The following is a 23,407-nucleotide window of genomic DNA, read 5'->3' as shown; positions in this document are numbered from 1 at the left end:
GGTTCCGGCTATAATTGGGGGTATTCCATTCAGTCTGTGCCCGCTGCCGCAACGGGAAGTTCCCCGTGACGGACCGGGCGCAGGGTCGCGCCTACGGAGACCTCATGTCCTCGCAATACATCTACACCATGAACCGCGTGTCCAAGGTGGTCCCGCCCAAGCGGCAGATCATCAAGGACATCTCGCTGTCCTTCTTCCCGGGCGCGAAGATCGGCCTGCTGGGCCTGAATGGCGCCGGCAAGTCCACCGTGCTGAAGATCATGGCCGGCGTGGACACCGATTTCGAGGGCGAAGCCCGTCCGCAGGCCGGCATCAAGGTCGGCTACCTGGCGCAGGAACCGGAGCTGGACCCGACCAAGACCGTGCGTGAAGCGGTTGAAGAAGGCGTTGGCGAAGTGCTGCAGGCGCAGGCTGCGCTGGACGCTGTCTACGCGGCCTATGCCGAAGAAGGCGCCGATTTCGACGCGCTGGCCAAGGAACAGGAACGCCTGGAAGCGATCCTCGCTGCCGGCGATGCGCACACCTTGGAAAACCAGCTGGACGTGGCCGCCGACGCGCTGCGCCTGCCGCCGTGGGATGCCATCGTCGGCAAGCTGTCCGGTGGTGAAAAGCGCCGCGTGGCGCTGTGCCGCCTGCTGCTGCAGAAGCCGGACATGCTGCTGCTCGATGAACCGACCAACCACCTCGACGCCGAGTCGGTGGAATGGCTGGAACAATTCCTGGCGCGCTACACCGGCACCGTCGTGGCGGTCACCCATGATCGCTACTTCCTGGACAACGCCGCCGAGTGGATCCTGGAACTGGACCGTGGCCGCGGCATTCCGTGGAAGGGCAACTACACCGACTGGCTGACCCAGAAGGATGAGCGCCTGAAGCAGGAAGACAACCAGGAAAAGGCTCGCCAGAAGGCCATCCAGAAGGAACTGGAGTGGTCGCGCCAGAACGCCAAGGGCGGCCGCACCAAGGGCAAGGCCCGTCTGGCCCGCCTGGAAGAGCTGCAGTCGGTCGATTACCAGAAGCGCAACGAGACCAATGAAATCTTCATCCCGCCGGGCGAGCGCCTGGGCCAGGCGGTGATGGAATTCAAGAACGTCTCCAAGAAGTTCGGCGACCGCCTGCTGTTCGACAACCTGAACTTCCTGGTGCCCTCGGGCGCCATCGTCGGCATCATCGGCCCCAACGGTGCCGGTAAGTCGACCCTGTTCAAGATGATCACCGGCCAGGAAAAGCCGGATACCGGCGAGATCGTGGTCGGCCCGACCGTGCAGCTGTCCTATGTCGACCAGAGCCGTGACGCGCTGGAAGGCAACCACAGCGTGTTCCAGGAAATCGCGGGCGGCCTGGACATCCTCAACATCAACGGCATCGAGATCCAGTCGCGCGCCTACATCGGCCGCTTCAACTTCAAGGGCCAGGACCAGCAGAAGATGGTCGGTTCGCTGTCCGGTGGTGAGCGTGGCCGCCTGCACATGGCCAAGACCCTGCTGCAGGGTGGCAACGTGCTGCTGCTCGATGAACCGTCCAACGATCTGGACATCGAAACCCTGCGTGCGCTGGAAGATGCGCTGCTGGAGTTCCCGGGCAACACCTTCGTCATTTCGCATGACCGCTGGTTCCTGGATCGCATCGCGACCCACATCTTGGCGTTCGAAGGCGATTCGCACGTGGAGTTCTTCCAGGGCAACTACCGCGAGTACGAAGAAGACAAGCGCCGCCGCATGGGCGACGACGCCGCGCCGAAGCGCCTGCGCTTCAAGGCGCTGAAGTAAGGAAGGAAGAACGGCCGCGCTCTGCGCGGCCGTTCTGCATTTGGGTAGGTCACGACCGTTGGTCGTGACACCTTATTGTCGTGAGAACCCCCATGTCCCTGTTCGAACGCCTGTTCCAGCTGCAGCAGCACGGCACCACCGTGCGCACCGAACTGCTGGCCGGTGTCACCACCTTCCTGACGATGTCCTACATCGTCTTCGTCAATCCCGAGATTCTCGGCACCACCGGCATGGATGCAGGTGCGGTGTTCGTGGCCACCTGCCTGGCCGCTGCGCTGGGCTCGGTGGTGATGGCACTGGCGGCCAACTTCCCGGTAGGTATGGCGCCGGGCATGGGCTTGAATGCGTTCTTCGCCTTCACCGTGGTCGGTGCTGCCGGCCTGCCCTGGCAGCAGGCGCTGGCGGCGGTGTTCATTTCCGGCCTGGTGTTCCTGGTGCTGTCGCTGACCGGCGTGCGCGCGTGGCTGGTGTCGGGCATTCCGGCGTCATTGCGGTCGGCGATCGTGGCCGGTATCGGCCTGTTCCTGGCGATCATCGCGCTGCAGAAATCCGGCGTGATCATCGGCAACGAGGACACGCTGGTCGCGTTGGGCCCGCTCAATACCGCACCGCCGCTACTGGCACTGGGCGGCTTCCTGCTGATCGCGATCCTGGAAGCGCGGCGTGTGCGCGGCGCGATCCTGATCGGCATCCTGGCGGTGACCACGGCCGGCTGGGCGTTGGGTGATCTGCAGTACCACGGGTTGGTGTCGTTGCCGCCGAGCCTGGCACCGACCTTCCTGCAGCTGGACCTGCCCGGCCTGCTGCACCACAACGGCGGTGCGCCGATTGCGGTGCTGCTGCAGGTGGTGCTGGTGTTCGTGCTGGTGGAAGTGTTCGATGCCACCGGCACGTTGTACGGCGTGGTCGGCCGTGCCGGCCTGCTGAAACTGCCGGGCGCGCAGAAGCGTTTTGGCCGCGCGCTGCTGGCCGACAGCACGGCGATTGTCGCCGGCTCGCTGCTGGGCACCAGCAGCACCACCGCCTTCGCCGAAAGCGCCTCTGGCGTGCAGGTGGGTGGCCGTACCGGTTTGACCGCGCTGGTGGTGGCCGCGTTGTTCCTGGCCGCGCTGCTGTTCTCGCCACTGGCGGCGATGGTGCCCGGCTATGCCACCGCGCCGGCGCTGCTGTTCGTGGCCGGGCTGATGCTGCGTGAACTGGTGGAAGTGGACTGGAGCGACCTGACCGAGTCGGTGCCTGCGGCATTGTGCGCGCTGGCGATGCCGTTCACCTATTCCATCGCCAACGGCCTGGCCTTCGGCTTCATTGCCTATGCCGCGCTGAAGGCCGGCACCGGCCGCTGGCGCGAGGTGCATCCGGCAGTGTGGCTGGTGGCGGTGCTGTTCGTGCTGCGCTACGCGCTGGAGTAAGCCGGAATCCTGCAGTTGCCGGCCAGCGGCCGGCACTACCCGATGCCGCGTGGCCTTCACTCGTACTGGATGGTGAAGGTTGCCTGCCCGTTTGCAATACCGGCACCCACCGTACCGGCCTGGGTCTGCACGTAGCGGGCGCGCAGCGGCAGGCTCAACGTGGAGCTGCCGACCGTCGTCGTGCCGACGTTGATGGTCTGGCCGAAACGCACTTCGCGCTCGCTGCTGCCATCGCGCTGCACCATCTGGATGCCGATGCGCGTAGCGCTGTTGGCAGCGGCGCTGAGCTTGAGCACGCCCGGCATGTTGGAACCATCCTGGTCGGCATCCAGGCGGATACCGACCTTGCTCTGGAACTGCGCAAGGTTGCTGCCCTGGCAGTTCAGGCGGATGTCGAAATCACGGTTGACGGCCTTGGAGCCGACGCCGGTGAAGCTGGTGTTGGGCACGCTGCCGAAATCCACCGGAATGTTGCGGCTGCCGGCCTGTACTTCGCAGGTCGGGCTGACCACGGTGGTGCCCGAGCCCTTGAAGGTCGACGTCAGCACCGGGCGCCCGGCACCATCACCGTCGAAGTAGTACGTGGTGAAGCGGCCGTTCGGTGCGATGGTGCCTGAGCCGGTCTGTGCCGCCGTCTTGATCAGCTGGATGCGGAACTGACCACCGATCAGCGAGATGGTGGCGTTGCCGGCAAAATTGATGGAGTGCGGGTAGTAGGTCTGGATGGCACCGGAGTCGCGGAACAGGCGGATACCCACGCCTGCGACATCGGTTTCATAGACATTGGAGAAGCCGGCAACCGGCCGACGCTGCGCTGCATTGACGTACTCGCCGACGGAACGACCACCTGACCAGTCACAGCGGGCAACGCTGTTCTGCTGATTGATCGCTACGCTGATTTCCTTGATCACACCGCCTACGGCAGTGCTGGGCAGGATCACGATCTGACCCATGTCCATCGTCACGTCCTGAGCGGTAAACCAGCTGGACTGGATGCGACAGGAGGCGCTGGCCTGTTGGGCCAGTAGCACGCCGCCAAGCACGGCCACGGTAGCCAGCGCCTTGCGGCGACGGAAGATAATCATCGGCATGCTGCCTCCAGCGGGATGAAGCCGGTCTTGGACGCATCGGCGCCCGCCGGTACCTGGTAATCAACCGTGCAGCGCTGGTCGGCGCCGGAGCCCCATTCAACCTGCAGGCTGCCTTGGCTCTTCTCGCTGCGCACGTACAGGCGGCCGCCCTGGCTGACCATGCCCACCGGCTGGCCAGTTTCGTCCTTGACCTGCGCGCCGAACGGCAGCGTGCGACCGTCGGCGTTGCGCACCTGGATCAGCAGCGCATTGCCCTTGCGGGTATCGAAGCGCAGGTAGCTGATGGCACCGGCGAACGGAGCGATCGACTGGCTGCTGCTTTCCAGCTCGACATCGTGGGCCATGCCCTGCGGGTCCAGGGTCACGGTGTTGAGGCGATACGGCGACACGTAGGGCACCACGGCATAACCGCGACCATCGATGCGCAGGCCCGGCGCGTTGCTGACCATGGCATCACGTGCACCCGGTGCCTCGACCAGCACCATGGTTTCGCCGCGCTGCGGGGTGAAGGTGACGCCACCCGGATGCATGACCAGGCTGCCGTTGGCACCGAACGATGCCTGGCGGAAGTCACGCGAATGGCCGTAGGTCGCGTTCAAAGCGGTGTAGCGGCTGCGGTACTCGGCATTGCCGACGGCGGTGGTGCCACCGTCGCGGGTATCGGACAGGGCCACGCCGTAGCTGAAGTTGTTGTCCACGCCTGCGGCGCCGGTGATGCCTACACGGCTGCTGTCGTAGCCACCGCGTTCGCGCACACCGACATCGGCACTGAGCGAGACCGGGCGGGTTCCGCGGCCCAGCGGCACGCTCATCGACAACAGGTACTGGGTGTCGGAACGACCCAGCGCACCTTCTTCGGTACGCAGTGCGGAGAAGCCGAAGTTCACCGAGCGCCAGGCGTTGTTGTAGCCCACCTGGTACTGCTTGGCGGTACCGGGGCGATCGTAGAAGTCACGCACCGAGCCGGTCACGTACAGCGCGCCCCAGCGACGGCCGAGCGGCTGGTTCAGGGTCAGCTGGAACTGGCTGCGCTGGCGGCCGCGGGTGCTCGGATCGATGCCACGATCATCGGCGTCGCGTGCGTACAGCGCATCCTGCAGGCTGTAGAAGCCTTCAGTGGAGTAGCGGTAAGCGGCCAGGGTCAGGTTGGTGCCGGTCTCGCCGATCATGTTGCTGTAGCTCAGGCGCACGCTGGCACCGGTGCTGTTGCCGTAATGATCGAACGAGGTACGGGCATGGGTGACATCGGCGGCGAAGGCACCCAGCGGCGTGGACACACCGATACCGTACAACAGCGACAGGTAGCCATCGCTCAACGCGCTGCCACCGTACAGGGTCAGCTGGTTGCCGATGCCGCGCTGATAGGTGCCCTGCATCAGCCATGGCTCATCGCGCAGCTGCTTGTTGCGGACCTGGCCGGCAGTAATCGCATAGCGCGACACACCGGCGCGCAGCATCTGCGGCACCGAACCGAACGGAACCTTGAACTCGCGGCGACGGCCATCGGCCTCGACCACGCTCACTTCCAGGTCGCCGCCGTAACCGGTCGGGTACAGGTCGTCGATCACGAAGTTGCCCGGCGACACCGAGGCCGAATAGATCAGCTGCTGGTTCTGGCGGACTTCGACGCGCGCGTTGGTCTCGGCGATGCCACGCACGATCGGCGCGTAACCGCGCAGCGAATCGGGCAGCATGCGATCGTCGCTGGCCAGGCTGGCACCGCGGTAGCCGATCGAATCGAACAGCTCGCCGCTGGTGTAGGCCTCACCCAGGGTGAGCATGCCGCGCACCTGCGGAATACCGCGCTGCGCATAGGTGGCGATGCTCTGCCAATGACGGCCGTCGCCTTCGTTCCAGGTCAGGTTGGAATCGTGGCGGAACTGCCAGCCGCCCAGGTTCAGGCCTGCGTTGAGGCCCAGGTAGGCGCTGCGGTTGCGGTTGCCACCGTCGGTGCGGCTGTCACTGTCGATCGCATTGAAGCTGTAGCCAACGAAACCGGCATTGATGCCGCGGTCCCACAGCGCGGGATTGACGTAGCCTCGGGCTTCGCGGCGCATGAACGCCTGCGGGATGCTGAGGTCGTAGCGCAGGTTGCCGCTGTCATAGGTACCGTAGGCGTTGGCCATGCGCTGCTGCACCGGCACGCAGGTGCTCTTGTCCAGCGCTGCGGACGGATCCTGCTGGAGCAGGACCGCTTCGCTGTCCACGCCCAGCTCTTCCAGCGTCGCCACATCCAGGCAGGCATCGACACGGCCCTGCGCATCGGCCTTGAACTGCAGGTCGCGGCGGCCCTGCCATGCGCCGTTGACGTAGACGTCGACGCGGTAGTTGCCGGCAACCATCGGGTTGCCATTGGAGAAGGCTGCAAGGTCGACCTGCTTGGCCTGGCCAGACAGGAAGCTGGAATTGAACTGCGCCTGTTCCGGCGCACGCGCCGTTGCCGCACCGCTCTGCGCCATCAGCGCTTGTTCGCCGAGATTGGCCGGTGCAGCCAGTGCCCATCCTGGGCAGGCGACGCCAGCAGCCAACAGGCAAAGCGCCTGATGGATCGACAATGTCAATCTGTTTCCGATCACACTGACATTCCTTCAATTCGCCGCACGGCGGCAGTTGCGGGATGCGCAGGCCAATGGCCCACGCGGCGCTTTCAGCCCCCGGTAGCGGACAGGCGGATCGTGTGTTCGACCCGGCCGCCGTAGTCGTTGATGGTGATGAAGCGGACCTGCTCGATGCCGGCCGGAGCCGCGAAATCGAGGCTCTGCTTCGGTGCAACCATCTTTCCCTGCTCTTCGACCGGTCGTTCGCCGCTGCCGGTCACGGCATGCACTTCAGCCAGGGTCACGTGGAAGGGACTGGGGTTTTCCACCCGCAGGCGATCACCGCTGCGGGTCCAGCGCAGTGCTGCAGGCGCGTCGTTGGCGACGCCCTTCAGGCCCTGCGGCCGGTAAAAAAGTTTGAGGCGCGAACGAAACGCGACCTGCAGGTAGTTCTGTTCGCCGCTGTCGGCGCTTTCCGGCGACGGCGGCACATCCAGCACGTTGAGCCAGAACACCGATTCGTGATCGGTCGGCAGCTGCGCGCCAGAGAAGATCAGGCGCAGCGCCTGGCTGCGACCGGGCTCGACACGGCTGATCGGCGGCGTCAGCACGAACGGTGCATCACTGGTATCAGCGGTCTGGTTGGCGTCGCCACTGTCGACCCACGCCTGCACCAGCGCGGGCGAGTCGCCCACGTTGTCGACCTGCACGGTGACTTCGCGCGATTGCGCCGGGTAGATCACTCGCGTGCCATTGACCACCACGCCGGCCAGAGCGTTCTGGCAGAAGGGCAGCGTGAACGCTGCCAGCAGCAGCGCCCGGGGAAAGATTGCTTTCATCGGAATTACTACGCTCGAGATGTGTGGCCAAGGGCCGCGAAGCACTGGCCGGCGCGTACGCCGGCCAGTGCGGGGTACGGCTACGATCAGTTGTAGATGATCGTGTACTTGACGTTGCTGGTGACTTCACCGGCAGTCGCGGCGGCAGTCGCGTAGTACTCAGCGTAGTAGTTCAGGTTAGCGGTGCCATCGGCAGCAACGGTCACCCACTGCGAGTTGTCCTGGGCCTGGTTGGCGCCCGAGGCCTTGACCGGCAGGAACTGGTTGTTCGAGCCCAGCAGCTGCAGCTGCACGTTGCCGGCAGCATTGGCCGCAGCCTGGTTGTTCAGGCGGCCGCTGTTGAAGTCAACGGTCGAACCCGGCTCGAAGTAGGTAGCGACGTTGCCGGCGCTGCACTTGGTCAGGTTGATCGCGAACGGGGTACGACCGGCGACGGCACCGGCGGCAGCCAGGGTGCTCTTGGAGACCGTCGGCAGGTTGACAGAGAAGTCCTTGCCACCCGGGGTCGAGATGGTGCAGGTCTTGTCGGTGACCTTGCCGTTGAAGGTGATGGTGCCGTCGGCAGCATTGGCGGCCAGCGGAGCGGCAGCCAGCATCAGAACCGCGATGAATTTGATCTTGTGCATTGCTTGTACCTAACCCTACTGAAGAGATGGAAAGTAGAGGAGGAAGCAAGGAGCACTGCCGGGCATCGGACCCTTCCTTGCGTCTCACCTGTCGCCGGATTCGGATGTACCTCCCCCTGAATCCGTGACGCAAGTATATGCATAAATGTGACCCAGTTCTCATAATTTTTTATGAACACAACATCTTGACGCCAATAAATTGACGTGATAGCCAAGAAGTGAAAGGTGCCGGGGAAGCCAAGGCAGGCTTGGCATGCGACGTAAATGGCACTCGATCGTCGAGCGCATTTGCAGGTAAAAACGGCGTTATTTGACGCACATCACCCTTCTCGGGTGATGGCCCTAGCAGAACGAAACACTGCCTATCAATGACTGTTCGCGGTTGTCGCTAACTAGGACACACCGAACCAGAGAACGTGTCATGAAGAGCTCGATCCTGCTGTGCGTGGCCTTGATGTCCGTCAGCGCACTGGCCCAGGCCAGCAGCGGAAGCGTCCGCTTCAGCGGCCGCATCGTCGATCCCGGCTGCACGACGCGCCTGTCCCAGCAGGAGCTGAGCCTGGAAGCGTGCCCGCCGTCGGCCAAGGGCGCCAAGGTGGCGGTGACGGCGCTGGGCGAAGGTGAAACGGCAACGCTGCGCGAAGGTGGCCGCCATGGCCAGCAGCTGGCCGTGGCCGCACGCACGATGCGTGCCGGGGACCTGTCGTTCTCCGAGCGCTATCGCCTGGAAGCCTCCCAGCGCCAACCGCTGCGAGGCGCCTATCTGGTGGTGGTCGACTACCCCTGAGCCGGGTCCGGCAGTTCGAACACCTGCCGCAGGTAGGACAGGTAACCCGGGTCATCGCACATGCTCTTGCCCGGTGAGTCACTGAGCTTGGCCACCGGCTGGCCATTGCAGCGGACCATCTTGATGACGATGTTGAGCGGGGTCGGCCCCAGATCGTTGGTCAGATGGGTACCCACGCCGAATGCCACTTGGCAGCGGCCGCGGAAGTAGTCGTACAGGCGCATCACCTTGGTGATGTCGAGCCCATCGCTGAAGACCAGCACCTTGCTGCGCGCGTCGACGCGGCGCTGCTGGAAGTGGGCCAGCATGCGGTCGCCCCAGTCGAATGGGTCGCCGGAATCATGGCGCACGCCATCAAACAGCTTGCAGAAATACATGTCGAAGTCGCGCAGGAACGCATCCAGCCCGACCACGTCGGACAGCGCGATGCCGAGGTCGCCGCGGTACTCGCGCGCCCATGATTCAAGTGCCGCTACCTGCGAATCGCGCAGGCGCGGGCCCAGCGCCTGGAATGCCTGCAGGTATTCGTGGGCCATGGTGCCGTGCGGAGTCATGCCGTACAGGCGGGCGAAGTGCACGTTGCTGGTGCCGACCAACTGCGGGCCCAGCGCGTCGCGCAGCAGCGGCAGCAGGCGTGCATGCCAGTCGCGCGAATAGCGGCGGCGGCTGCCGTAGTCGGCGATGCGGCACTGTTCGAAGCCGGGGGTATCGCGCAGCAGCGCGGCCTTGGCCTGCAGGCGGCGTTCGCCTTCGGCGAAATCCGCCGTGGTGGTGTTGCGGAACCAGACTTCGTTGATGATCGCCAGCAGCGGCACTTCGAACAGGATGGTGTGCAGCCATGGACCGGTGATGTCCAGTTCGATCTCACCGGGCACGGTCTGCGACGCACGCAGCTGGATGTACTTGCGATCCAGGTGGAACAGGCCGAGGAAGTCGGCGAAATCCGGCTTCACGAAGCGCAGGCCACGCATGTAATCCAGCTCTTCATTGCTGAAGCGCAGGCTGCACAGGTGGTCGATCTCCTCATCGATCTGGTCGATGAAGCGGGCCAGTTCGATACCAGGGGTGCGGCATTTGAAACGGTATTGAACCTGCGCGCCGGGGTGCTGGTGCAGCACCGCCTGCATCATGGTGAACTTGTACAGGTCGGTGTCGAGCAGGGACTGGATGATAGGCATGGCTGGAATTATGCGCCTGTAGGGGTGAACCGGGGTCCGCGGGGAGGTGGCGCCCTCACCCACGGTGCGGCTCTGCAGTAGATCCACGCCATGCGTGGATGATCCTGTGGCAGCGGGTTACAGCGACCTGCGCAGCAGTCTCGGCACCTGCACCAGGGCGTGGGCCCAGATCGCGCCCCACACTGCCACCCGCACCGGCAACGACCGCTGCGACGCTTCGAACTTGCTGAAGTAGCGCCACAGCCCGCGATGCTTGTGCCATTCCACGAAGAACGGGCGCGAACGGCTGGACACCCCGCGCACGTGGGTCACCTTCAGGTCGTTGGCGATGGCGACCACGCCACCTGCCTCACGCACGCGGCGGCACAGGTCCAGGTCTTCGGCATGCAGCCGGTAACCGGCATCCCAGCCGCCGATGCGATCAAACAAGGCGCGCGGCATCAGCAGCAGCGCACCGGACAATGCCGGAACCTGCTGCAACGGCTGCGCCGGGTCACGGGCAATGGCCAACCGCGCGCCGCGACCGGGCGAGCGCAGCATGGCAAGGAAGTCCGGATCACGACGCCGTACCGCGTCATCGGCCTGGCCGTGCTCGTCCACCTGCTCCACGCCCAGCAGACTGTCGCCCACCGCAACAGCGCGGTCACGCAGTGCGGCGAGGGTATCGATTTCGACCATCAGGTCGGGATTGATGAAGGCCAGCCACGGGCTGCGTGAATCGGCAACGCCCTGGTTGTTGGCTGCGGCGAAACCGGGGTTGTCCGGGTTGGCGATGAAACGCACGCGCGGATCGTGGCTGGCGTGGCGCTGTATGACTTCCAGGGTGTCATCCAGCGAACCGTTGTCGATCACCCGGATCTCGGCCACGTCCTGCGCCTGGCGCAGTCGCGACAGGCAGGCATCGATGGTGCTGCCGCTCTGGTAGGTGACGACGATGGCGGCAATGGCGGAATTCAAACAGGCGGCTCCAGCGGTGATGGCGGCACGAACAGGTCGCCCTGCCCGCGCGGCATTATCGCCTGCTGCAGGTTGTGCTGCAGGTCCTGGCGCAACGTGTGCAGCGGATCATGCATCAGGAAGTCAGCCAGCCGCGGTACCCAGCCCGGCCAGCGCGCGGCCAGTGCCTCCAGATCGCCGTCGCGGCTGGGCGCTTCACTGGCACGGCTGACGAAGGCGTTTTCGCACAACACGTTGCGCCAGCCGAGGCCGGCCATGCGCAGGCTCAGATCGACCAGCGCCGCGTTCCAGCCCAGGTAGCTTTCTGCATCCAGGCCACCGGCGCGCCGCCGCGCATTGGCGCGCACCAGCACCGCATGAGTGACTGCCGAGGGGAGTTCAGGATGCAGGGTCGGCAGCGCCGCGCAGACGTGGGCCAGCAGCGCCGGGTCGCTCGGCTCGGTGTTGAGCTCGCCCAACCGTGGCCACGCAGCGGTTTCGCCCACATTGCACCACGGCGTGGCAGTGGCGATGGCGGCGTCACGAGCGAACGTGGCCTGCAACTGCTGCAGCCATCCCGGTGCAGGCACGCTGTCCGGGGCCAGCACCGCGACGTCCAGGCCATCGCAGGCACGCAGCATTTCGTCCAGATGGGCGACCTCGCCGAGGGGTCTGGCGCGGCGGGTGTATTCGGCCTGCAGCGGGGTATGTGCCAGCCAGTGTTCGACCACCGCCTGTGCACGTGGCCCGGCCTGCGCGTCATCGCCCAGCCAGATCGATGTCCCCGCTGCGGTACCGGCATCGAGCGCGGCCAGGCAGCGGTCAAGTACCGCGTCGTCCACGCCCAGCGGCAACAACACGATCGCCCCCATCCCGCCTCCGTGGTTGTCGGTGGCCACAGCGTAGCATCGGGTGGGTGTCGGCCGGGTTGCACCCGGCACCGGCAGAGGCTTCAAGCCAGGGTCGAAGCAACAGCCGAAGCGGGTTTCCTGAGGGATGGCGGGGTGGGTCCGGTTGCGGGGGACGCCGTAAACCCATCCCTGGGGGCTTGGCCGCGGCATCCATGCCGCGGACACCCCCGCAACCGGACCCACCCCGCCTTCGACAGTTTTCCGCGATCTGTTGGAATGGTTCTTGGGGTCAGATCCGTTTTCGCAGGAAAATGGATCTGACCCCATTGCTGTATTTCGATATCTGAAAGATGTGTCGACCAAGGTCGACACCTACCAACAGCAGCAGGAAACTGTCGAAGGTGGGGCACTGTGGGTTTGCGGGGTGTGAGCCGCATGGATGCGGCGACCAAGCCTACATGGACGTATTTACGGCGTCCCCGCAAACCCACAGTGCCCCGCCCTCCCCCAGTAAACCCGCTGTTGCTGTTGCTGTTACTGTTGCTTCGGCTTCGGCGGGTGCCGGGCGCAGCCCGGCCGAACCCCTTACTTCTTTGAGCCCGGCTGGTTCAGCGGCTCCATCGCGCGGAAGCGCTGGCTGTATTCGTCGGTCAGGGTGCGTGCTTCCTGGCCGTTGCGGACGATGGTCGGAGTCAGCAGCACGATCACTTCCGAACGACGGCTGGTGCGGCTCTTCTGGCCGAACAGCGCACCCAGCACCGGAATCCGGCTGAGGCCGGGAATGCCGCTGCTGCCATCAGTGGCCGAATCGGTGATCAGGCCGGCCAGCATGATGGTGTCCCCGCTCTGCACCGCTGCCTCGGTGGCCAGCTTCTTGGTGGAGATGCGCGGATTGCAGTTGCGTTCCTGCGGATTGCAGTTCTCCGGTACGTCGGAGGCGCTGCTGATCTCCTGCACGATGTCCAGGAACACCGTGCCGTCGCGGGTTACGCGCGGGCGCACCTTCAGGATCACGCCGGTGTCGATGTACTGCACCGAGCTGTAGCTGCTGGTGCCGATGCCGGTGTTGACCGTGGTGGTGTTGATCGGCACCTTGTCGCCCACGTTGAGCGTGGCTTCGGCGTTGTTGCGCACGAACACCGAGGGCGTCTGCAGCAGGCGCACGTCGGTGACCTTGTCCAGTGCGCTGACCACGGCCGCACCGTTGTGCCCGGTAAATGCCCAACCGGCGCCATCGGTGCCGGTCACCGCACCGGCGAAGGTGTTCCAGGAGCCGCCAGCCGCCGCCGGCAGGGACAGCCCAGCCAACGCTCCGGTCAGCGCGCGCCCTGCTACGGCGTTGTCGAAGTACCAGTTCACGCCGTACTTCAGGTCGCCGGTCAGCCCGACTTCGGCCACCTGCGCCTCGATGTGCACCTGCAACGGCATCACATCCAGCTTTTCGATCACCTCGCGGATCGAGCGCCACGCCTGCGGCGTCGAACGCACCAGCAGCGTATTGGTTTCCTCCACCGCCGACACGCCGACACGATCGCCTTCCACTTCCAGGCTGATGCTGACGTTGCCCGACTGGCGCTGCGGCAGGTTCAGGCTGCCGGCGCTGCTGCCACTACCGCTGCTGCTGCCGCCGACCTGGTTGTTGAAGCTGCTGCCGTTGTTGGCGTCCATGCCGCGCTCGCCATCGCTGCCCAGCTGCGACGGAATGGCGCCTGGTGCCAGCGATGCCGAGCCGGCGCCGCTACGGTTGCCGCTGCTGGCAAAGGCTTCGCTGAGGCGTTCGGCCAGATCGCGGGCCTTGATGTAACGCAGTTCATGCGAGAACAGGCGCGCGCTGCCACCGGCGGTATCGATGCGGTCCAGCCACTGCTGGATCTGGTCCAGGTAGCGCACCTGCGGGGTGATCACCAGCACGGCGTTGGCGTTTTCCAGCGGCAGGAAACGGAACATGCCGGCGCTGGGCGTCTTGCTCTCTTCGCCGAACACCTTCTCCAGATCGGCCGCGACCTGCTCGGCCTTGCCGGACTGGATCGGGAAGACGCCCACCGACATCCCCGAGAGCCAGTCGACGTCGAAGATTTCGACGGTATGCAGGTAGTTCTCGAGTTCGGCACGGGTACCGCCCAGGGTGATCACGTTGCGGCCGCTGTCGACGTTGACGATGGCATTGGGCCGCGCATAGGGCTCCAGCACCTTCTTCATCTCGGTGGCGGAGATGAACTGCAGCGGCACCACGCGCACTTCAAAGCCGCGTGCGCTGGAGGCGGGCGCGGTGCTCGGCGCCACGGTGCCGGCCAGTGCCTGGTCGGCGGCGACGATGTTGTAACGGCCACCGCTGTAGACCATGCGGGCGTTGTTCCAGCCCAGCACCATCTCCAGCAGGTTCAGTGCCTGTGCCGGCGATACCGGCTTGGGCGTGGCCAGGGTCACCGTGCCTTGCACCCCCGGGGCGATCACGTAGTTCTGGCCGAGCATGTCACCGAGGATGGCCTTGACCACCGCGTGTACCGACTCGCCCTCGAAGTTGAAGGTGGCTTCGCCGGAGCTGGCCGCATGCAACGCGGGCGACGGCTTGCGCGCGGCCTCGCGGTTGATCATGGTGCCGGTGCCACGGCGGATCACCGCCTGCGGCGTCCCCTGGGCTTGATCGGCCGCTTCGGTCTGCGCATCGGTGGCGGCCTGACCGGCGCTGGCCGATGGCTGCAGGTTGCCGTTGCGTTGCACATGCGGGGCGGACACGGTGCTGCAGCCGACCAGCAGTGTCAGGGCAAGGGACCAGGGAAGAAAACGCAGATTCATGCATTCACTCTATCGGTTGGTGCCATCGCCCGGGGGCGGCGACGGTTGTTGCTGCTGTTGCTGCAGCTGACGGCGGCGGGCCTGGATGCGTTCGCGGATGGCCTGCATCTGCGCTTCGCTGGGACCGTTGGTGTTGGCAGGTGGCGCGGCGGCCGCGGCCGGTGCAGGTGACGCGGGAGCCACGTTGCCATCGGTGGCACGTGGGTTGGGCTGGGTCTGGCTGGGCGCCGGCTGTGGCGGCGGCGGCGGAACCACCGCGCCGGGCACAGGCGGTGCGCCATTGGCCCCGCGCAGGACCGTCGGCGCTTCACCGCCCTGGCCATTGAACACGGCCAGTTCCAGCACCTGGCTGCCACTGGAGCCGATCACCGTGGCCTGGCGCGGTTCCAATGCGACCAGTTGCCAGCCATCGACGGCATCACCATTGAGGCGCAGGCGCAGCGAGCGGCCCTGCTCGGTGGTGAAGGTGGCCATGCTGAAATCACGGGTGAGCAGCACGCCGGTCAGGCGCAGCGCGGGACTGGCGGCGGCTTCGCTGCCCCCCAGCAGATACGGGCGCGGCTTGCGGTCTTCGGCGAACAGGGGCCGTTCGCTGATCACGCTGTAGCTGTCTGCGCCGGCCATGCGTTCGGGCGCCAGCACAGGCAACGCCGGCAGCGCGGCCTGGGCGTCGCCCTCTGCGCTGACCGTTGGCAGCTGGCTGCCCAGGCCGAAGCCGGTGGCCAGCCAGGTCGCAGCGGCCCATCCGGCCAGCGCCAGCAACAGCCCGGTGCGCAGGTTGATCTGTTCAAGCTTCATCGGCCACCTCCTGCGCATCGGCAGCAGGCTGCTCCGCCGGTGCCGGCACAGGTGCCGGCGGCGACACCACCGGCGCCGCTGCAGGTGGCGTGGCCACGGGCGCTTCCGAGGGATCGGCAGCCGCACCTGGCAACAGGTAGCCGGCCAGCTCGAAGGACACATCGAGACCGAGGCCGGATTCGTTCGGCGATTGCTGGAAGCGCTGTGCGATCAGGTTGAGGTTGTCCACGAACAGGCGCGGGCTGCCGGTCTCAAGGCTATGCAGCACGGTGGCCAGTTCGGCCACGCCACAGCGCAGGCGCACCTGCATGGCCACGCGGACGAAGGCGGCATCGCGACGGTTATCGCTCAATGGCGTGCGGTTGCTGATGGTGCAGCTGCGGTTGCCCGGGCTGGCCATCGCCACCGCATCCTGCAGGCGTGCGCCGAGCGCGGCCGCAGCGGCCTCGGCGGTGGCTTCCTGCAGGAACCCCGGGCGCTGCTGCAGGGCGTCGCGGGTCGCGCGCAGCCGCTGTTCGATCTGCGGCTGCTGCTGCAGCTGCGCCTGTACGCGCTGCTGGCGTTCGCGCAGGGCAGCGGCATCGGCGTCGATCGCGAGCAATGGCTGGGTGAACCACGGGTGCACCAGCAGCAGGTAGGCCAGGCCCAGCACTGCCAACAGCAGTGCCAGTGCCAGCCAGCGGTCACGGCGTGCGCTTGGCATCGGCATGGGCCGCCTCCGTGGTTTCAGTCGCGGCGGCTGCGGGCGCAGGTGCGGCCGAAGGCAATGGCTGCAGCTCGGCGGTCAGGGTGAAGCGGTCGCGGCCACTGGCGGCACCATCGGCCTGCAGCACGCCGGTGAGGTTGACCTTGCGCCATTGCGGCGCGTCCTGCAGCAGCGGAACCAGCTGCGATGCTTCGCTGCTGAGGCCGATCAGCTGCAGGCTGTTGTTCTCGATCGCCAATTTTTCCAGATAGGTGCCATCGGGCAGGCGCCGGGTCAGCTCATTCCACACTTCGACGGTACTGGCGCGCTGGTTGCGTTGTGTTTCCAGGAACGCCGCTCCATCCAGCAGCGCCTGCAGCTGGCTGCGTTCGCTGGCGACGCCACGCGCGCTGCGGGCGCTGCGCTCGACGTCTTCGCGCAGCGCATCGACAGCAGCGCGGCGGTTGTCCAGCAGCTGCATCGCCGCCAGCACCAGCATCACCAGCGCCGCTGCGGCAAGCAGCAGGTTCCAGCGCCGCATCGGGTCCGGCCGCTGTTGACGCTGCGCGGGCGGCAGCAGGTTGACCTGCAGCGCGCGGCCCTGTGCATCTATCGCATCGACACCGGCCAACACATCTGCCCAGTCGCCGATCTGCGCGCGCCAGTCATCGAGCTGACGCAGCGGCCAGGCCACCAGTTCCACCTGCAGCAGGCCTTCGCCGGCACTGCCCAGTTCACGGATGTCATAGCTGACCTGGCTGGCTTCGAACGGTGTCTGCCGGTCGATCTCGTAGCCGACCACCGCACGCAGGCGGTCACCGGCCGCGGCGGGCAGACGCAGCGTGCGCCGCAGGACCTGCCCGGCGGGCAGCAGCCACACCCGTGGCAGGCTACGCAGGCGCGGCTCCAGCACGCGGTCCAGGTCCGCCGGTTGCAGCGGCCACGGAAGACGGGCCACGGGCTCGAGGCCGTCACCGGTTTCGCGCCAGACCTGCAGTTGCCCGTCTTCGCACTGCAGCAGCAGGCGGGTCTGCGACCAGCCCAGCGCCCATTGCCAGCGCATCGGCACCCAGGCCAGCAACGACTGCCGCCACCAGCGCAGGAAACGGCCGGCACCGGGGCCGATCTGGCCCTGCACCTGCCGCAGACTGTCCTGCCAAGCCGTCATCTTGCTGCCATTCCCTGCTCCCAGCGAAGCACTGTGTAGGTCCGGCCGGGCACCCCGCCCGATCCGTTGCGCACCACCGCCTGCAGCACCGACAGGCGTCCGCTGCCGTCAGTGGCGCGGGACTCGATACTATAGGTGCCACTGCTGCTGGCAAGCGCCGATGCACCCGCAGCGTTATCTCCGTCACGCTCCTGCTGGGCGCGTTGCGCCAGCAGTTGTTCCGCATCCAGGCCCATTGCCGTCAACACCGGGCCACTGGCGAAGCGTGGATCCGGGCGCGCCTGCCGGCTGTAGAGCGTCAGGTGCGGCAGCATCGCGGCATACAGCGACCCGCGCATTCCCAGCACCCGCTGCAGTTCGCCCAGGGTTTCAAAGCGCTTGTTGCGCGGGCCATAGGGCAGGCCTGCGGCGGCGTACTCGGGCGCCTCGGCACCGCCACCGGGCTGCAGCAGGCTGTCTTCGTCGCGCCAGTCGATGATCGCGCCGGCCAACTGCCTGGCGGTTTCAGCCGGCTCGCCCAGTGCCTGCATGAATGCGGACAGCAGTGCCGCATCCGCCAAGTTGAGGTTGATCTTGCCGTTCTCGTCCAGCACTCGGATCTCGATGCGTGCGTCGTCGAACTGCCAGCGATAGGCGCGGCCGTCGGCCTGCCACGGCGGACGCTGCGGGTCTGGCTGCAGCCGCAGCAGCGCGTATTCCAGGCCCGCGCGGGCGCGCTCCTGGCCGCGTGCATCATCACCGAGCACCCGCTGCTGCAGGTGTTCGACCCGTGCGCTGAGCGCAAAGGCGCCGACCAGCGCGGTCATCAGCGCGATCAGCCACAGCACCAGTACCAGCGCGGCACCGCGTGGACGCTTCATCGCGCACCTCCACTGCCGCCGGCGCGCAGTGCCACCACCAGCGGCGGCCACGGCGTGCCCCTGCTTGGCACGATCTGCACTTCCACCAACAACGGCAGGCGCCGGGTGTCATCCCAGCGGGGCAACCATTCGGTCATCTGCCCGTTGCTGGCGTCGACACCGCGATAGCGCAGCCGTACGTCCTTCAAGTCCTCCGCCAGCACTTCGGGCGGGCGCGGCGGGTTCTCTTCGATGCGCTCGCCTTCCTGCAGCAGCACCAGCTCCAGCAGCAAGCGGCGGTGGCCGGCTGCGCCATCCACCTGCAGCGCATGCAGGTACGGGCCGCCGCGACCGAGATAGCCCGGAAGGTCGGCTACGAACTGCATGCCCCGATCGTCGCCCTGGAAGAACACCGGTTCGCGGGTGGGATCGGGGACTTCCAACGGGCTGCGCAGGGCACTGGCGAGCTGGCGTCGCAGCAGAGCCTGCACTGCGCGCATGCGTTCGCTCTGCGCGGCGATCTGCTCACCGCGCTGGCTGATCGCCATCGCCGAGCGCACGCTGGCGAACGCCAACGCCAGGCCGCCGGCCAGCAGCACCGTGGCCAGCATGACTTCGATCAGGGTGAAGCCCCGCGCGCGGCGCCTCATCGCGCATTCTCCAGCGCAGGCGGCAACAGACGCAGGCTACGCCAGCGCAACTGCTCGCGCTCGCTGTCGCCCCAGCGCACCTGCAGCTGCAGTTCCGCCAGCCACGGTGCGCCCGGCGACTGCGCAGCGGGCAGCGCACCACTGCGCGGCTCGGCCCAGGGCTGCACCTGCAGCTGCCAGTGATATCGCCCCTGCCCCCACTCGCCCTGTTGGCTGCCGGCCTGCAGTGGCGTTTCCACGCCAGCGGCAGCCAGCAACGACTGCGCGTGCAGCACAGCGCGCGTGCGCAGCTCGGCATCACGCACCTGGCGCGCGCCACCGGACAGGCTGCCGAGCAACAGCGTCAGTGCCAACCCAAGCAGTGCGAAGGCAACGATCACTTCAAGCAGGGTGAATCCACGGGCGCGCGACCTCATTGCGCCCGCCATGGTCCGGAACGGACTTCACCGGTCAACCAGCCCACATCGATTCGCCACTCGGCGCTCTCCAGCTGCAAGCGGATGCGGCCGCCGCTGGAGCCACCGTCGGGATGGAATTCGATCACGCCCTGACCGGGTGCGGTGGCCAGCTGCGCGGCACCTTCGAACTGCACTTTCAGCTTGGCCGGCACTTCACCGTGGCGCTGGCTGGCGCCCTGCCAGCGATGCTGTGCCGGTTCGATCACGAAGCGCTGCGGCTCACCGCGGGCAATCGCCTGCGCGCGCACCATGCGCAGCTGGTTGGCGATGTCCTTGCCGGCACTGCGCAGCTGCATGCCGGCAAAGCCGCGCGACATGCCAGCGGCGGTGATCAGGCCGATGGCCGCGATCAACGCGATCACCAGCAGCATTTCCAGCAGCGACAGGCCCGCTGCGCGCCTGCCGTGCAGGCGCGGGCGGGACACCCGGCGCGGCAGGAAAAGCAGCATGCGTGCTTACGGCTGGTAGCGGATGTCAGCGTCGACGCTGCTGCCGCCGGCCTTGCCATCCTTGCCCAGGCTGATCAGCTCATACGCCTGGCCTTCGCCCGGTGCGCGGTACTCCAGCGCGTGGCCCCACGGGTCGTTGAGGTCGGCGGGCTTGGCATACGGGCCCAGCCAGCCACCGACGCCGGCCGGCGCGGTCACCAGGTCGTTGAGCGAGGCAGGCAGCTTGCCGGTGTCGATCTGGTAGTTGTCGACCTTGGAGGCAACGGTCTGCACCTGCGCCTTGGCGATGTTGGCCTTGCCGCGATCGGCGCCGCCGAGCACGCGGCTGGCGACCAGGGTCAGCACCGCGCCGATCAGCACGATGACGATGATGATCTCCAGCAGGCTCATGCCCGACTGGTGGCGTGCGGCGGTGAAGGAAAGGCGGATCGGTCGACGGGAAGCAATCATGGTCGGTCCTTTCAGGTACGGGATGTCGGGGTTGCGAAGGAGGCCATCGTCAGCCGATGGCGTTGGTGAGGTCGTACAACGGCACCAGCACGGCCACGATCACCGCACCGACCACCGAGGCCAGCACCAGGGTGATCGCCGGCACCATCGCCGCCAGCAGGCGGTCGATGCGGCGGGCACTGTCCTGTTCGAAAGTATCAGCAGCTTTCAGCAGCATGGTATCGAGCGCGCCGGACTCCTCACCGACCTGGATCATCTGCAGGGCCAGCCGGGGAAAGCGCTTGCCACGCGACAGCGCCAGCGACAGGCCGGTGCCGTTCTTGACCTCGTCGGCCGCGGTTTCCAGATCGGCCGCCAGCGCGCGGTTGCCGAGTACGTTGCGGGCGATGCCCAGCGCCGCCAGCAGCGGCACGCCGTTGCGCAGCAATGTCCCCAGGGTGCGCGCCAGCCGCGCGGTTTCCAGTTCGCCCAGCAGGCGGCCGATGCCGCGGCGCTGCAGCAGCCAGCCATCCAGCGCCAGCCGGAACGCGGGCTGCCGCGCCTTGCGTTCGAACAACAGCAGCAGCACGCCCGGCACCACCAGCAGCAGCACCCACCAGTCGCGTACGAACAGGCCCAGCTGCAGCACCAGGTTGGTGAACCACGGCAACGCCACGTCCAGGCTTTCGTACATCTGTGCGAACTGCGGCACCACATAGCCCAGCAGGAACAGCAGCGCGCCGCCCACCACCACCAGCAGGATCGCCGGGTACACCAGCGCGTTGATCACCTTGCCCTGCAGCGCACGGCTGCGCTCGAGGTAATCGGCCAGGCGTTGCAGGGTGTCGTGCAGGCTGCCACCGGCTTCACCGGCGCGCACCATGTTCACGTACAGGCGCGAGAACAGGCCGTGCTGGCGTTCCAGCGCGGTCGACAGCGGCGCGCCACCGCGCACCACGTCGCGGATGTCGGTGATCGCACGGCGCGAGCGCTCGTCTTCGGGCAGGCTGAGCAGGATCGACAGCGCGCGGTCCAGCGGCTGCCCGGCACCGAGCAGCGTCGCCAGCTGCTGGGTGAACTGCAGCAGTGCCGCACCCTGCAGCGGACGCTGGCGGAACAGGCCGCGCAGGCTGCTGCCGCCAACCGCACCACCGTCGGCCAGCTGCGTTTCCATCGGCAGATGGCCCTGGTCCTGCAGGCGAGCGACCAGCTCGGCCTCGCTGGCCGCTTCCATCTGCCCGTCGAAGATCTCGCCGTGCGTATTGAGCGCCTTGTAGCGATAGTTCGGCATGTCAGCCCCTGCGTCCTGCGCGCATCAGCCTTCCTCGGTCACGCGCAGGACTTCCTCAAGGGTCGTCTGCCCGCTGAGGGCCTTGCTCAGGCCGTCCTCGTACATGGTGCGCATGCCGGCTTCACGGGCGATGCGTTCGATTTCCCCCATGCCATCGCGACGCATCACCGCACGCCGCAGCGCGTCGTTCATCACCAGGAATTCCATGATGGTGGTGCGCCCCAGGTAGCCGGTCGGCGCCAGCGCCGACGGCTTCGGCCGATACAGGTGGATCGTTCCCTGCGGCTGCAGGCGACGCAGGTCGAAGCGCTCGATTTCTTCCGGCGAGGCTTCGTAGCGCTCGGCGTGGGTCGGCTCCAGCCGGCGCACCAGGCGCTGGGCGAGGATGCCGTTGATGGTGGAGGTGAGCAGATAGTCTTCCACGCCCATATCCAGCAGGCGGGTGATGCCGCCAGCCGCATTGTTGGTATGCAGCGTGGACAGCACCAGATGGCCGGTCAACGCCGACTGGATCGCGATGCGCGCGGTTTCCAGGTCGCGCATTTCGCCGATCATGATGATGTCCGGATCCTGGCGCACGATGCTGCGCAGCGCATTGGCGAAATCCAGCCCGATCTGCGGCTTGGCCTGGATCTGGTTGATGCCCTCGATCTGGTACTCGACCGGATCTTCAACGGTGATGATCTTGACGTCGGCGGTGTTGAGCTGGCTCAGCGCGGTGTACAGCGTGGTGGTCTTGCCCGAACCGGTGGGGCCGGTCACCAGCAGGATGCCGTGCGGCTGTTCAAGCACCTTGCGGAACTGCGGCAGGAAGGCATCGGTGAAGCCCAACCGGTGGAAGTCGAACACCACCGTCTCGCGATCGAGCAGGCGCATCACCACGCTTTCGCCGTGCGCGGTGGGCACCGTGCTGACACGCAGGTCCAGTTCCTTGCCCTGCACGCGCAGCATGATGCGGCCGTCCTGCGGCAGGCGGCGCTCGGCGATGTTGAGCCGGGCCATGATCTTGATGCGGCTGATCACCGCGGCGGTCAGGTTGGCCGGCGGGCTCTCGCCTTCGACCAGCACGCCATCGACGCGGTAACGCACTTTGAGCCGGTTCTCGAAAGGCTCGACGTGGATGTCCGATGCGCGCAGTTCGACCGCGCGCTGGATCACCAGGTTGACCAGGCGGATCACCGGCGCTTCCGAGGCGAGATCGCGCAGGTGCTCGATATCGTCCACTGCACCGCCTTCGCCATCGGCGGTTTCCACGATCGCCCCCATCGCGCTGCGGCCCTGGCCGAACCAGCGCTCGACCAGGTCATCGATCTCCGCGCGCATGCCCAGCAGCGGCCTGACCGGCACACCCAGTGCCAGCTGCACGGCCTGCTGCGGGTACGGATCGTGGGCGTCGGCCAGCCACAGCTGCACGCCGTGTTCATCCAGCGCCAGCGGGCATACGTGGAACTGCTTGAGGAAGCGCAGCGACAGCGGCAGGCCTTCGGCCAGTGCCTGCGGCGGCGACTCAGGCAGCTGCCGTCCTTCCAGCAGCGGCAGGCCCAGCACATCGGCGCTGGCCTGCGCCTGGTCACGTTCGGACACCAGCCCAAGCCGGACCAGCAGGCCGAGCAGGCTGCCACCGGCCTCGGCATGCAGCGGCCGCGCACGCGCCAGATCTCCTTCCTTGAGCCGACCACGTGCCAGCAGCGCATCGAGGATGCGGCCTTCAGTATCGTCGATGGCGGTGGCAGCGAGCGCGTTCACGTGACTCTCCTGTGGATCGTCCCGACTTTAGCAGTTAAGCCGTGGTTTCCACCCTCTCCGATTCTTCTTTCGTAA

At 66.6% G+C, this 23,407-nt stretch carries 21 protein-coding genes; 3 read left to right on the top strand and 18 right to left on the bottom strand.

From position 1 onward, the window contains the following. The first annotated feature begins 104 nt into the window (after window positions 1-104). Together ettA and QOL57_RS18465 are read left to right on the top strand one after the other, a co-directional pair. Window positions 105-1,769, top strand: a complete 1,665-nt coding sequence (gene ettA / locus QOL57_RS18470; RefSeq protein ID WP_025876664.1) for an energy-dependent translational throttle protein EttA — start codon at window positions 105-107, stop codon at window positions 1,767-1,769. A 92-nt stretch (window positions 1,770-1,861) separates the two neighbouring features. Beyond that, window positions 1,862-3,178, top strand: coding sequence for an NCS2 family permease (locus QOL57_RS18465; protein WP_089238711.1), 1,317 nt, complete (start codon window positions 1,862-1,864; stop codon window positions 3,176-3,178). Between the two features lie 56 nt (window positions 3,179-3,234). Here QOL57_RS18465 and QOL57_RS18460 read toward each other — a convergent pair whose 3' ends face one another. From QOL57_RS18460 to QOL57_RS18445, 4 genes are all read right to left on the bottom strand, one after another. Then, window positions 3,235-4,269, bottom strand: coding sequence for a fimbrial protein (locus tag QOL57_RS18460; RefSeq protein WP_089238709.1), 1,035 nt, complete (start codon window positions 4,267-4,269; stop codon window positions 3,235-3,237). Next, window positions 4,260-6,824, bottom strand: a complete 2,565-nt coding sequence (locus QOL57_RS18455) for a fimbria/pilus outer membrane usher protein (protein ID WP_089238707.1) — start codon at window positions 6,822-6,824, stop codon at window positions 4,260-4,262. The genes QOL57_RS18460 and QOL57_RS18455 overlap by 10 nt, the downstream gene beginning before the upstream one ends. A gap of 92 nt (window positions 6,825-6,916) precedes the next feature. Then, on the bottom strand, window positions 6,917-7,645 hold the full coding sequence (locus QOL57_RS18450) for a molecular chaperone (protein ID WP_089238705.1): 729 nt from the start codon (window positions 7,643-7,645) through the stop codon (window positions 6,917-6,919). A gap of 86 nt (window positions 7,646-7,731) precedes the next feature. Beyond that, window positions 7,732-8,271, bottom strand: coding sequence for a fimbrial protein (locus tag QOL57_RS18445; RefSeq protein WP_049469455.1), 540 nt, complete (start codon window positions 8,269-8,271; stop codon window positions 7,732-7,734). A 421-nt stretch (window positions 8,272-8,692) separates the two neighbouring features. Between QOL57_RS18445 and QOL57_RS18440 the strand changes: the two genes are divergently transcribed. Beyond that, the gene (locus tag QOL57_RS18440; RefSeq protein ID WP_089238703.1) at window positions 8,693-9,058 is read left to right on the top strand and encodes a type 1 fimbrial protein; all 366 of its coding nucleotides are present in this window, start codon (window positions 8,693-8,695) and stop codon (window positions 9,056-9,058) included. On the opposite strand, the gene pncB is transcribed toward QOL57_RS18440, so the two are convergent. The 14 genes from pncB to gspE form a co-directional block, all read right to left on the bottom strand. Next, the gene (gene pncB, locus QOL57_RS18435; RefSeq protein WP_089238701.1) at window positions 9,049-10,236 is read right to left on the bottom strand and encodes a nicotinate phosphoribosyltransferase; all 1,188 of its coding nucleotides are present in this window, start codon (window positions 10,234-10,236) and stop codon (window positions 9,049-9,051) included. The two genes, QOL57_RS18440 and pncB, sit on opposite strands and share 10 nt — an antisense overlap. Window positions 10,237-10,353: 117 nt before the next feature. Continuing rightward, a complete protein-coding gene (locus tag QOL57_RS18430) occupies window positions 10,354-11,193 on the bottom strand; it encodes a glycosyltransferase family 2 protein (RefSeq protein ID WP_089238699.1) in 840 nt (279 codons plus the stop codon). Then, window positions 11,190-12,044: a glycosyltransferase gene (locus tag QOL57_RS18425; RefSeq protein ID WP_089238697.1), complete on the bottom strand. Its 855-nt coding sequence runs from the start codon at window positions 12,042-12,044 to the stop codon at window positions 11,190-11,192. The genes QOL57_RS18430 and QOL57_RS18425 overlap by 4 nt, the downstream gene beginning before the upstream one ends. Before the next feature lie 564 nt (window positions 12,045-12,608). Beyond that, window positions 12,609-14,819: a type II secretion system secretin GspD gene (gene gspD / locus QOL57_RS18420; RefSeq protein ID WP_089238695.1), complete on the bottom strand. Its 2,211-nt coding sequence runs from the start codon at window positions 14,817-14,819 to the stop codon at window positions 12,609-12,611. A gap of 9 nt (window positions 14,820-14,828) precedes the next feature. Next, the gene (locus QOL57_RS18415; RefSeq protein WP_089238693.1) at window positions 14,829-15,617 is read right to left on the bottom strand and encodes a general secretion pathway protein GspN; all 789 of its coding nucleotides are present in this window, start codon (window positions 15,615-15,617) and stop codon (window positions 14,829-14,831) included. Then, the gene (gene gspM / locus QOL57_RS18410; protein ID WP_176429883.1) at window positions 15,607-16,320 is read right to left on the bottom strand and encodes a type II secretion system protein GspM; all 714 of its coding nucleotides are present in this window, start codon (window positions 16,318-16,320) and stop codon (window positions 15,607-15,609) included. The genes QOL57_RS18415 and gspM overlap by 11 nt, the downstream gene beginning before the upstream one ends. Then, window positions 16,301-17,470, bottom strand: a complete 1,170-nt coding sequence (locus QOL57_RS18405) for a PilN domain-containing protein (RefSeq protein ID WP_089238689.1) — start codon at window positions 17,468-17,470, stop codon at window positions 16,301-16,303. The genes gspM and QOL57_RS18405 overlap by 20 nt, the downstream gene beginning before the upstream one ends. Beyond that, window positions 17,467-18,330 (bottom strand): type II secretion system protein GspK, encoded by an 864-nt coding sequence (locus tag QOL57_RS18400; RefSeq protein ID WP_089238687.1) that lies wholly within the window; start codon window positions 18,328-18,330, stop codon window positions 17,467-17,469. The genes QOL57_RS18405 and QOL57_RS18400 overlap by 4 nt, the downstream gene beginning before the upstream one ends. Then, window positions 18,327-18,959, bottom strand: a complete 633-nt coding sequence (locus QOL57_RS18395) for a type II secretion system protein J (RefSeq protein ID WP_089238685.1) — start codon at window positions 18,957-18,959, stop codon at window positions 18,327-18,329. The genes QOL57_RS18400 and QOL57_RS18395 overlap by 4 nt, the downstream gene beginning before the upstream one ends. Then, window positions 18,956-19,375 (bottom strand): prepilin-type N-terminal cleavage/methylation domain-containing protein, encoded by a 420-nt coding sequence (locus tag QOL57_RS18390; RefSeq protein ID WP_089238683.1) that lies wholly within the window; start codon window positions 19,373-19,375, stop codon window positions 18,956-18,958. Before QOL57_RS18390 ends, QOL57_RS18395 begins: the two co-directional genes overlap by 4 nt. Beyond that, a complete protein-coding gene (locus tag QOL57_RS18385) occupies window positions 19,372-19,866 on the bottom strand; it encodes a GspH/FimT family pseudopilin (protein WP_025876706.1) in 495 nt (164 codons plus the stop codon). The genes QOL57_RS18390 and QOL57_RS18385 overlap by 4 nt, the downstream gene beginning before the upstream one ends. 6 nt (window positions 19,867-19,872) lie before the next feature. Beyond that, window positions 19,873-20,316, bottom strand: coding sequence for a type II secretion system major pseudopilin GspG (gene gspG, locus QOL57_RS18380; RefSeq protein WP_032951922.1), 444 nt, complete (start codon window positions 20,314-20,316; stop codon window positions 19,873-19,875). A 49-nt stretch (window positions 20,317-20,365) separates the two neighbouring features. Further along, window positions 20,366-21,586, bottom strand: coding sequence for a type II secretion system F family protein (locus QOL57_RS18375; RefSeq protein ID WP_089238681.1), 1,221 nt, complete (start codon window positions 21,584-21,586; stop codon window positions 20,366-20,368). 24 nt (window positions 21,587-21,610) lie between these two features. Next, on the bottom strand, window positions 21,611-23,332 hold the full coding sequence (gspE, locus tag QOL57_RS18370; RefSeq protein WP_089238679.1) for a type II secretion system ATPase GspE: 1,722 nt from the start codon (window positions 23,330-23,332) through the stop codon (window positions 21,611-21,613). Between the last annotated feature and the right edge of the window lie 75 nt (window positions 23,333-23,407).

Source organism: Stenotrophomonas sp. yr243 (assembly GCF_900184195.1).
In the GTDB taxonomy this organism is placed as follows: Bacteria; Pseudomonadota; Gammaproteobacteria; order Xanthomonadales; family Xanthomonadaceae; genus Stenotrophomonas; species Stenotrophomonas lactitubi.
Note: the sequence above shows the minus strand (reverse complement) of the source record. Positions and strands in the feature narration are given on the sequence as shown.

Excerpts from the sequence above, each read along its gene's own strand:
- QOL57_RS18465 (WP_089238711.1), top strand. The coding sequence starts at position 1,862 with ATGTCCCTGTTCGAACGCCTGTTCCAGCTGCAGCAGCACGGCACCACC.
- gspD (WP_089238695.1), bottom strand. The coding sequence starts at position 14,819 with ATGAATCTGCGTTTTCTTCCCTGGTCCCTTGCCCTGACACTGCTGGTC.
- QOL57_RS18385 (WP_025876706.1), bottom strand. The coding sequence starts at position 19,866 with ATGCTGCTTTTCCTGCCGCGCCGGGTGTCCCGCCCGCGCCTGCACGGC.
- QOL57_RS18445 (WP_049469455.1), bottom strand. The coding sequence starts at position 8,271 with ATGCACAAGATCAAATTCATCGCGGTTCTGATGCTGGCTGCCGCTCCG.
- QOL57_RS18450 (WP_089238705.1), bottom strand. The coding sequence starts at position 7,645 with ATGAAAGCAATCTTTCCCCGGGCGCTGCTGCTGGCAGCGTTCACGCTG.
- QOL57_RS18395 (WP_089238685.1), bottom strand. The coding sequence starts at position 18,959 with ATGAGGCGCCGCGCGCGGGGCTTCACCCTGATCGAAGTCATGCTGGCC.
- QOL57_RS18375 (WP_089238681.1), bottom strand. The coding sequence starts at position 21,586 with ATGCCGAACTATCGCTACAAGGCGCTCAATACGCACGGCGAGATCTTC.
- gspM (WP_176429883.1), bottom strand. The coding sequence starts at position 16,320 with ATGCCAAGCGCACGCCGTGACCGCTGGCTGGCACTGGCACTGCTGTTG.
- ettA (WP_025876664.1), top strand. The coding sequence starts at position 105 with ATGTCCTCGCAATACATCTACACCATGAACCGCGTGTCCAAGGTGGTC.
- QOL57_RS18390 (WP_089238683.1), bottom strand. The coding sequence starts at position 19,375 with ATGAGGTCGCGCGCCCGTGGATTCACCCTGCTTGAAGTGATCGTTGCC.
- QOL57_RS18400 (WP_089238687.1), bottom strand. The coding sequence starts at position 18,330 with ATGAAGCGTCCACGCGGTGCCGCGCTGGTACTGGTGCTGTGGCTGATC.
- pncB (WP_089238701.1), bottom strand. The coding sequence starts at position 10,236 with ATGCCTATCATCCAGTCCCTGCTCGACACCGACCTGTACAAGTTCACC.
- gspG (WP_032951922.1), bottom strand. The coding sequence starts at position 20,316 with ATGATTGCTTCCCGTCGACCGATCCGCCTTTCCTTCACCGCCGCACGC.
- QOL57_RS18460 (WP_089238709.1), bottom strand. The coding sequence starts at position 4,269 with ATGCCGATGATTATCTTCCGTCGCCGCAAGGCGCTGGCTACCGTGGCC.
- QOL57_RS18440 (WP_089238703.1), top strand. The coding sequence starts at position 8,693 with ATGAAGAGCTCGATCCTGCTGTGCGTGGCCTTGATGTCCGTCAGCGCA.
- QOL57_RS18415 (WP_089238693.1), bottom strand. The coding sequence starts at position 15,617 with ATGAAGCTTGAACAGATCAACCTGCGCACCGGGCTGTTGCTGGCGCTG.
- QOL57_RS18425 (WP_089238697.1), bottom strand. The coding sequence starts at position 12,044 with ATGGGGGCGATCGTGTTGTTGCCGCTGGGCGTGGACGACGCGGTACTT.
- QOL57_RS18405 (WP_089238689.1), bottom strand. The coding sequence starts at position 17,470 with ATGACGGCTTGGCAGGACAGTCTGCGGCAGGTGCAGGGCCAGATCGGC.